Genomic DNA, 8,481 nt, shown 5'->3' with positions numbered 1-8,481 from the left:
AATGGATGTAGCTATCCCTGGGAAAAAGCACCCATTATTTTCTTACTTATTTCGCACAAAAAGACGCGTGTTTTTTAACTCAAATCAGGTAATTTTGCGGCAGCGTTTTTCTCTATTCCGATCAGCGGCATCAAATTATCAACGGCAGATGCGTAATTAATCGCCGAACTCCAGCCATCATATTCAGCCATTATTTTGGCTGAGGTGGCTTGCCAGACATCCTGTTCAACGCTGAGCAAATCGTTAATGCTCCGCTTGCTCAGGGTATATTCATTTCTGTAAACATCCCGGGCGCGTAACGCGCTTTCCAGCTGCAGCTTCCCCGCCTGCATTCTCCCCTGCGCGCCGGTCCAGTCAGCCTGCGCGACAGAGGCTTTTTGCAGGACATCGAACCGCGCCTGGTCAACCTGAGACGATGCCATGGCCCTTGCCCCTTCGGCCTGGCGAACGCGGGCTGAAACGGCCCCCCCCTGGTATAGCGGTGCGTCAATATTGAGCTGAATCTGGTCATCCCAGTAAGAACGGTTGTCGGACTCGTAGCGGGTGCGGCCTCCTTTCAGGCTTAACGTCGGCCAGTGCTGAGACTTTGCCGTTGCCACGCCATACTGAGCTGAACGCTCCATATTCTGCGCGGCCATGACCGCGGGAATGGACGAGTAATCAATGCGATTAAGCGAGTCTTGCTCAACGGCAAGCTTCGCCGGTACAGGTGAATAGCGCTCGGCCTCCATGCCAGTCAACACCGCAAGCCGTGCGCGGGCGCTGTTTAACGCTGCGTTATACTGCTCGACCGTGGCCTGCATACCGGCAATGCGCGTGCGCGTCTGAAGCTCGTCAGAGGTTGAGCTGACGCCTGCGTCGGCGCGGAGCTTGGCCAGTTGTTCAACGTTTTTGAGCGCCTGAACGTTCTCTTTGGCGGCCTGTAACAGGTCGGAATAGCGTTTAACTTCTACGTAGCTGAGCGCCGTTTTTTCCGCCACCGCAGACAAGGTGCTCATCAACTGGTAACGATAGCTATCGCGCTGCGCCGTGGACTGGTCGATGCTGTTGTTGGTCTTGCCAAAATCGTATACCAGCTGCGTCAGACTCAATCCCCAGGCCGCAGAATTGCGCAGCGAGCCGCTGGAATCGGTGGTCTGGCTATGGCCGGTGCTACCGTTTAACGATATTTGTGGCATCCAGCCGCTGCGTGCTTCATCTATTTGTGCCTGACCTATTCCCAGTTGCGCGGCCTGCTGGCTAATCGACGGATCGCGATCGATGGCAAAAAGAATACTCTCTTTTAATGTTGTCGCGGCAATCGGAGCAATCCCCACCTGGCGGCTATTCGCAGAGGCCGTATTAAAGGCCAACGAAATTAATGCCAGGGCGACTGGAAATCTCAGCAACATATTATTTCGCATGATAGTCATTTTTATCTCCCTGACTCTGAATGACGCTTAAATATTTACCCCTAAAGGGGTATAAATAATTCGACAAATATCTTACCTGGGTCCGAATAAATATTGGACAAACGCTCCCCAACCCCATTTCCATTGGAGATGAGAGCCGACCATATTCTTATGACAATAAGAATTTACTTATTTCTTTAACTGGTTTGCAGCATAACAAAATGCGCTATAGGCAACTACACCCACAATGTTAATGTGGTGTTACAGATAAGAAAAAAGATGGGGTTTCTGGACAAAACCTTAAAAAGGGGCTTTCAAATGAAACAAATAAAGTCTTTGTTATTTAAGTAAAATTTTAGAATCGCCGGATGCACATTTTTGCGTTAATTTCAGCATGCGTCAGACACAAAGATTTTCAAAGAAATGTCAGTTTAAGTAACCATAATGCCATATACAACATTAATATCTGTGTATATAAATATACACAGAATTTATTGCTATTTATTAATTTCATTAAAGCATTAATGGTTGCATATTGGTATCACAATGGTTATATCCGCCAGTGTGTTTAATAAAACACAACAATAACATTGCTGTTAACATTTGGAATGAATCACTCACACCGTATTAATAACATTTTAATAATAACCAATATGAACAATACCGGACATTGATACTTACTGGCGATCAACACCCTTCCCTCTGCGGCAAAATGCTGTAATATGCAACTTATTGCGACATTTTGCGGGATTCATCCATGCACAAAACGGCCAGACAAAAATATGTGCTTGATATCATTAGTGAGCACGGGCAGGCCAGCATTACGGAACTGGCGGACAAACTGCAGGTCTCAGCGGACACCATCCGCCGGGATCTGACCGATCTCGAGAAACAGGGGCTGGCGCAAAAGAACCACGGCGGGGCAATTGCCCTGAATCTGTCGGCCATGAATCGTCAGGGGCGCAATACACTGCTGCCGGAAACCAAACAACGTCTTGGTAAACAGGTGGCGCAGACTGTTCCGCCAGGTTCGACGCTGTTTCTGGATGCGGGGAGCACGGTAATGGCTGTCGCCTCGTTCCTGAAGGGACCGCTGACAATCATCACCACCTCGCTGGATATCGCGTGGCACTTCAGCGACCGTGACGATATCGAACTGATCCTGCTCGGCGGAAAATGGGATCACAAGCAGCGACTGTTTGCCGGCAGCGCCACCCTCTCCCTGCTGTCACGCTACCGCGCGGATATCGCCATTCTGGGGGCCTGTGCTATCCATGCTGAACTCGGTCTGAGCGCCGGAAAAGAGGCCGATGCCGAGGTCAAACGGGCGATGCTCGCGGCCAGCCATGAGCGCTGGATTGTCGCCGACCATCTGAAACTAAACCGCTGTGAACCGTATCTGGTCAGCGGATTATCCAACATCCAGCACCTCTTTTTAGATCGTCCCTGGCCTGAGCTTGGGGACCCTGGCGCAATGCACATTACGGTTTGCGCGAAATAACGTGGAGAAGGTCATGAGTAAAAAGAAGACAATCAACATTGCGCTGATCGGGTATGGATTTGTAGGCAAGACCTTCCATGCCCCGCTGATCCAGTCCGTGGACGGCCTTAAGCTGGCGGTGGTTTCGTCTCGTGATGAAGAGAAGGTTAAACGCGATCTTCCTGATGTTCAGGTGGTGGCAACCCCGCAAGAAGCAATTCAGCATCCAGATGTCGATCTGGTGGTAATTGCCTCCCCTAATGCCACCCACGCGCCGCTGGCAACGCTTGCCCTGAATTCAGGCAAACATGTGGTCGTGGATAAACCGTTCACGCTCGACATGCAGGAAGCCCGCGACCTGATTGCACTGGCGCAAGAGAAGCAACTGCTGCTCTCCGTCTTCCATAACCGCCGCTGGGACAGCGACTTCCTCGGCATTAAGCAGGTTATTGAGCAAGGAACCCTTGGCAAGGTCAAACACCTTGAGTCGCACATTGACCGTTTCCGCCCGGAAGTGCGCGTGCGCTGGAGAGAGCAAAACGTGCCCGGTAGTGGTCTGTGGTTTGATCTGGGGCCGCACCTGATTGACCAGACGCTGCAGCTCTTTGGACTGCCACAGTCGGTACAGGGCAATATCGCCACGCTGCGTGACGGCGCGGAAATTAACGACTGGGCACACGTGGTCTTAGATTATCCGCAACATAAAGTGATTTTGCACTGCAGCATGCTGGTGGCTGGCGGAACGGCACGTTTTACCGTTCACGGCGATAAAGGCAGCGTGGTGAAAGCCCGAATCGACCAACAGGAAGCGCAGCTGCTGGCGGGCGTGATCCCCGGCAGTGAGGCCTGGGGCGAGGACAGTGACAGCATGGTGTTCTTTGGTGCAAACGGTGAGCCGCAGACCGTTACCACGCCGAAAGGCGATCAGCGTCAGTACTACATCAACGTGCGTGATGCGCTACTCGGAAAAATCACCAATCCGGTTCATCCGGTCGAGGCGCTGGCGGTGATGGCGGTACTGGAAGCGGCCGTGAAATCCTCAGAGACGGGCACCACTCAGGCGCTGGAGTTAACCCCGGAAGAACGCGCTCAACTGCAATAAAACGCTAAAAAAAAGCCCTGCAGACTGCTGCAGGGCTCGCGGTTATGGGTTACTGGCGTTTTTTTGGCATCATGCGCAGGAGGGTGTTGTCTTTCCAGAAATAGTGATGCATCAGCGCCGCCATCGCGTGCAGACCAATCACAACGTACCCCACGTTGGCCAGCGTCTCGTGCCACTCTTTCAGAACGTCGACCAGATCAAAATTCGATTCTGCCGCGTGCGGCATCACCAGACCAAAGGCTAACCAGTCAGTACCGCGGTTATACATCATGACAATACCAATCAGCGGCAACGCGATGAACAGCAGATATACCACCAGATGGCCAAGATGGGACAGTCCGGTCACCATCGGTTTTGGCTTCGGTTCAATCGGCGGTGCGCGGAATTTAAGGCGAACCACTAAACGCGTCACCATCAACACCAGCACAGAGATGCCGCACGAAACGTGGATCATGTTGATTACCGGCCGGGCGGTGCGTGGGAAGAAGCCTTTGAACTCCATCGCGCAGTAGGCGACGATGATTAACAAAAACACCAGCCAGTGGATAGCAATTTGCAGGCTTGTATATTTAGTACGCATGAGATTTCCTGATAAATAACCGATATCGCGCCAACATAATCCCCTTTCCTTAAAAATTCATTAATTTTTCTGTATGGTTTTTCAAATACTTCCCCTCGCATGAAGCTTCTTCAATTGCCGCCCTGTCCGTGATGGTCTAAGCCTGGATGAGTTCAAACTGTCGCAAAGACGCGTTCACAGGAGTACACCATGAGTAAAATTGGCATTAACGGATTTGGACGCATAGGACGCCTTGTCCTGCGTCGCCTTCTTGAAACCCAGGACAGCAACACCGTCGTCGCCATCAACGATCTTACTTCTCCCAAAGTACTGGCTTATCTGCTCAGGCATGATTCCAACTACGGTGGCTTCCCGTGGAGCGTAGATTTCACCGAAGACGCCCTGATTGTTGACGGAAAAACTATCGCCGTGTACGCCGAAAAAGAGGCAAAACATATCCCGTGGAAAGCCGCGGGCGTGGATATCGTCGTGGAATGCACCGGCTTCTACACGTCGGCAGAAAAATCACAGGCACACCTCGAGGCCGGTGCCCAAAAAGTGCTGATCTCTGCCCCTGCCGGTGAGATGAAAACCATCGTGTATAACGTGAATGACGATACCATTGACGCCAGTGATACGATTATCTCCGTTGCTTCCTGTACCACCAACTGCCTCGCCCCACTGGCAAAAGCCCTGCACGATGCGTTTGAAATAAAAGTGGGCACCATGACAACCATTCACGCCTATACCGGCACGCAGGCGCTGGTGGATGGCCCGCGCGGGAAAGATCTTCGCGCCTCACGCGCCGCGGCGGAGAATATCATTCCGCACACCACCGGGGCGGCCAAAGCCATCGGTCTGGTGATTCCGGCCCTCAGCGGCAAGCTGAAAGGCCACGCCCAGCGCGTACCGGTGAAAACCGGTTCAGTGACCGAGCTGGTCTCGATTCTGGGTAAAAAGGTCACCGTTGAGGAGATCAACGCCGCGCTGAAAAAAGCGACGCAGGGGAATAAATCTTTTGGTTATACCGATGAAGAGATTGTTTCGTCTGATGTGATTGGCTCTCACTTTGGTTCTGTCTTTGACGCCACACAGACCGAAGTTTCAGAGGCTGGCGATCTGCAACTGGTGAAAACCGTCGCCTGGTATGACAACGAATACGGTTTCGTCACCCAACTGGTGCGCACGCTGGACAAATTCGCCTCGCTGTAATGCCTGTCCCCTCTCCGCGGAGAGGGGAATACCGCAAACGGCCTCTGCTCAGAGAAGCGACCGGTGGTTCAGGGCATCCGTAAGCACAGGATCCTGCTTTAACCGTGCCCACGCTGCAGTCACCTCGTCGGGGAATTCAACGTGTGCAATAAAATCACGCCCGGCCGGGCCATAGCCGTTCATGTCATCACAGAGTCGCGGAAGCTCGCCTAAAATGAGCGAGAGATAACGCTCTACCGGCCAGAGGCCAGCGCTCTCCCCGCTGAACACCAGCCCGTTTTCGCCATTTTTCAGCACCGGTGTATAGCCCGGGTGGCTGACCCACTGCGGCGAAGCAGACTCGTCACGGCACACGCGGGCAAAGGTTGCCATCGTGCGGCGCTGCATGGTCGGATCCTGCACGACCAGCACGCGCCCGGACGTCTGTTGATGCTGTTTGAGCATGTTCCAGCTAAAACGCGCGTTTTCTCCGCAGTTGGTTGATTGATCGTCAACCCACACGTGCGCATCAGGGATTTGCCAGAACTGGCGGGCAATATCGGCCAGAATACGTGCTTCCGCTCGCCCCGTTACCGGGACAGTGTGATAACGCGAATGCTGAGCGATGGCCGCATACAAAAACGCGGTCGAATGGCCAATCCCTCCGCTAATCAGTAACGGAACGTCGTGTTCAGCGGCAAGACGGCAGGCAGCGTCGATGGTCGGCATCACCGCGTTTCCGGCCAGAATAACCCTGTCAACCGCCGCCACGTCGCGGGTATCGCCCAGATCATCCTGTGCCAGCCACTGGCCGACCGTGTTGATTGCCGCCAGGGTTGACTCCGGCAGAAGGGGAAAATGCGTCTGAACCATGGTGATGTCCTCAGTTGCTCAGGTTCAGATTAACGACTTCAGATCGACAAAACAACGGCCTCCCGGGCCGCTCTTTTTCCTTAACCTGTTCTTCAACATTTGATTAACCTGCGAAAATCATATTCACTTGAATTATCATTTGCGGCAAACGTAGAATCGTTAGCCCACTCATTATTCAATTTTTTCTAAGGTAAAAGACGTTATGCGCCTGCCCGAACGCGACCCTTATGCTCCTCGCGAGTGGCAGCCTCATGAGAAACCCGCCCTGTTGGGTTCGCCCTCCACGCCAGAACACAGCACGCCAAAACGGATTGCCTACGGGGTTGTCGGTCTGCTGGTGTGCCTGACGGGGGCGCTGGGTAATGCGGTGGTCACCGCCAATCTGCAAAATCTGCAGGGAACCTTCGGGGCCTGGTCGACAGAAATCGCCTGGCTCCCGGCGGTGTATGTGATGACCAACATCTCCATCAACCTGCTGCTGGTGAAATTCCGCCAGCAGTATGGTTTGCGCGCCTTCACGGAAGGTTTTCTGGTGCTGTATGTGCTGGTCACCTTTTTCCACCTGTTTGTAAACGATCTCAGCTCCGCGCTGATGGTGCGTGCCGCACACGGGATGGTGGCCGCCGCGCTCAGCTCCCTCGGTATTTACTACCAGATACAGGCCTGGCCCGCGAAACACCGTCTGAAGGCACTGACCATCGGGATTACCGGGTCATCGCTCGCCATCCCCCTCGCCCGCCTCTTTTCGACCGAGCTGCTGCAGCTTGACGAGTGGCGCGGGCTTTACTTCTTTGAGCTCGGGCTGGCGCTCATTTCACTGGCCTGCGTGATAGCGTTGAAATTGCCTCCTGGCGACCGGCGCAAGGTCTTCGAGAAAAAAGACTTCATCACCTTCTTTTTACTGGCCCCGGGGATGGCGCTGCTCTGCGCGGTGCTCTCCTTAGGCCGTCTTTACTGGTGGTTTGAAGCGCCGTGGATCGGCTGGTCGCTGGCATTAGCGCTGGTATTAATCGTGTCTGCGATCGTGTTTGAACATAACCGTTCTAACCCGTTGCTGAATACCCGCTGGTTGTCGAGCGGCAGCATCGTGCGTCTCGGGCTCATTATGCTGCTGATCCGCATCGTGCTGGCGGAGCAAAACACCGGCGTTATCGGCTGGCTGCAGTATGTCGGCCTGCAGAATGAGCAGATGACCCACCTGGCGTGGTCTATTTTTGCCGGTATTGTCTGCGGGATTGTGACCAGCTGTTTGACCATCAAGCCCACAAAACTGGCGTGGCCGATCATTACCTCGCTGGCGCTTATGATTGTTGCCTCCCTGCTGGACAGCCAGTCGAACAACCTGACCCGCCCGGACCAGCTGATGCTAAGCCAGTTCCTGCTGGGCTTCGGCAGCGCCTTCTTCCTCGCGCCCGCCATGCTGGCCGCGATTGGCGGGGTTATCGCCGATCCGCGCAACCTGGTGAGCTTCTCGGTGATGTTTGGCATGAGCCAGAACCTCGGCGGCCTGCTCGGCTCTGCCATCCTGGGGACCTTCCAGACCTGGCGCGAGAAATACCACTCCAGCATGCTGGCCGATCAGCTCACAACCCTGAACCCGCTGGTGAATGACCGTATTCAGGCTTACACCGGGCTGTACCGGAACCTGATTGGCGACAGCTCGCTGCTGGGTACCCAGGCCATCACCCAGCTGCAAACGGTTTCAACGCTTGAGGCAAATATTCTGGCTTATAACGATACTTATTTACTGACGGCGAGCATCGCCGCCGCCACCCTGGTCTGGATTTTATGGCGCTTGCTGCGCCTGCGCCTGACTGCCCGTATGGCCCTGAAGAAGGCAACAGGCAACAAGTAATGAATATGAAGATGATTTCTCTGGAGATGT

Annotated in this window: 7 protein-coding genes; 4 read left to right on the top strand and 3 right to left on the bottom strand. The window is 53.8% G+C overall.

All coding sequences use genetic code 11. The features are described 5' to 3' along the window. Nucleotides 1-74: 74 nt before the first annotated feature. Entirely contained in the window at nucleotides 75-1,412 is a 1,338-nt protein-coding gene (locus HV242_RS10510; protein WP_020884207.1) for a TolC family outer membrane protein, read from the bottom strand. A gap of 736 nt (nucleotides 1,413-2,148) precedes the next feature. Between HV242_RS10510 and HV242_RS10505 the strand changes: the two genes are divergently transcribed. After that, complete coding sequence (locus HV242_RS10505) at nucleotides 2,149-2,892, top strand: DeoR/GlpR family DNA-binding transcription regulator (protein ID WP_041162592.1); 744 nt, start codon at nucleotides 2,149-2,151, stop codon at nucleotides 2,890-2,892. 13 nt (nucleotides 2,893-2,905) lie between these two features. Beyond that, entirely contained in the window at nucleotides 2,906-3,973 is a 1,068-nt protein-coding gene (locus HV242_RS10500) for an oxidoreductase (RefSeq protein WP_050736760.1), read from the top strand. A gap of 49 nt (nucleotides 3,974-4,022) precedes the next feature. Here HV242_RS10500 and cybB read toward each other — a convergent pair whose 3' ends face one another. Next, nucleotides 4,023-4,553, bottom strand: a complete 531-nt coding sequence (cybB, locus tag HV242_RS10495) for a cytochrome b561 (RefSeq protein ID WP_025204247.1) — start codon at nucleotides 4,551-4,553, stop codon at nucleotides 4,023-4,025. Between the two features lie 189 nt (nucleotides 4,554-4,742). Here cybB and gap point away from each other — a divergent pair, with 189 nt between their 5' ends. Beyond that, nucleotides 4,743-5,744, top strand: a complete 1,002-nt coding sequence (gene gap, locus HV242_RS10490) for a type I glyceraldehyde-3-phosphate dehydrogenase (RefSeq protein WP_014169977.1) — start codon at nucleotides 4,743-4,745, stop codon at nucleotides 5,742-5,744. Nucleotides 5,745-5,792: 48 nt separating this feature from the next. On the opposite strand, the gene HV242_RS10485 is transcribed toward gap, so the two are convergent. Next, nucleotides 5,793-6,596 (bottom strand): YdcF family protein, encoded by an 804-nt coding sequence (locus tag HV242_RS10485; protein WP_014169976.1) that lies wholly within the window; start codon nucleotides 6,594-6,596, stop codon nucleotides 5,793-5,795. 202 nt (nucleotides 6,597-6,798) lie between these two features. Between HV242_RS10485 and HV242_RS10480 the strand changes: the two genes are divergently transcribed. Continuing rightward, nucleotides 6,799-8,451, top strand: a complete 1,653-nt coding sequence (locus HV242_RS10480) for an MFS transporter (protein WP_044866484.1) — start codon at nucleotides 6,799-6,801, stop codon at nucleotides 8,449-8,451. The last annotated feature ends 30 nt before the right edge of the window (nucleotides 8,452-8,481 follow it).

The sequence above is a fragment of the Enterobacter sp. RHBSTW-00593 genome (genome assembly GCF_013784105.1).
Classification (GTDB): domain Bacteria; phylum Pseudomonadota; class Gammaproteobacteria; order Enterobacterales; family Enterobacteriaceae; genus Enterobacter; species Enterobacter ludwigii.
The sequence above is the reverse complement of the archived record's forward strand: the minus strand, read 5'-3'. Positions and strand labels throughout refer to the sequence as shown.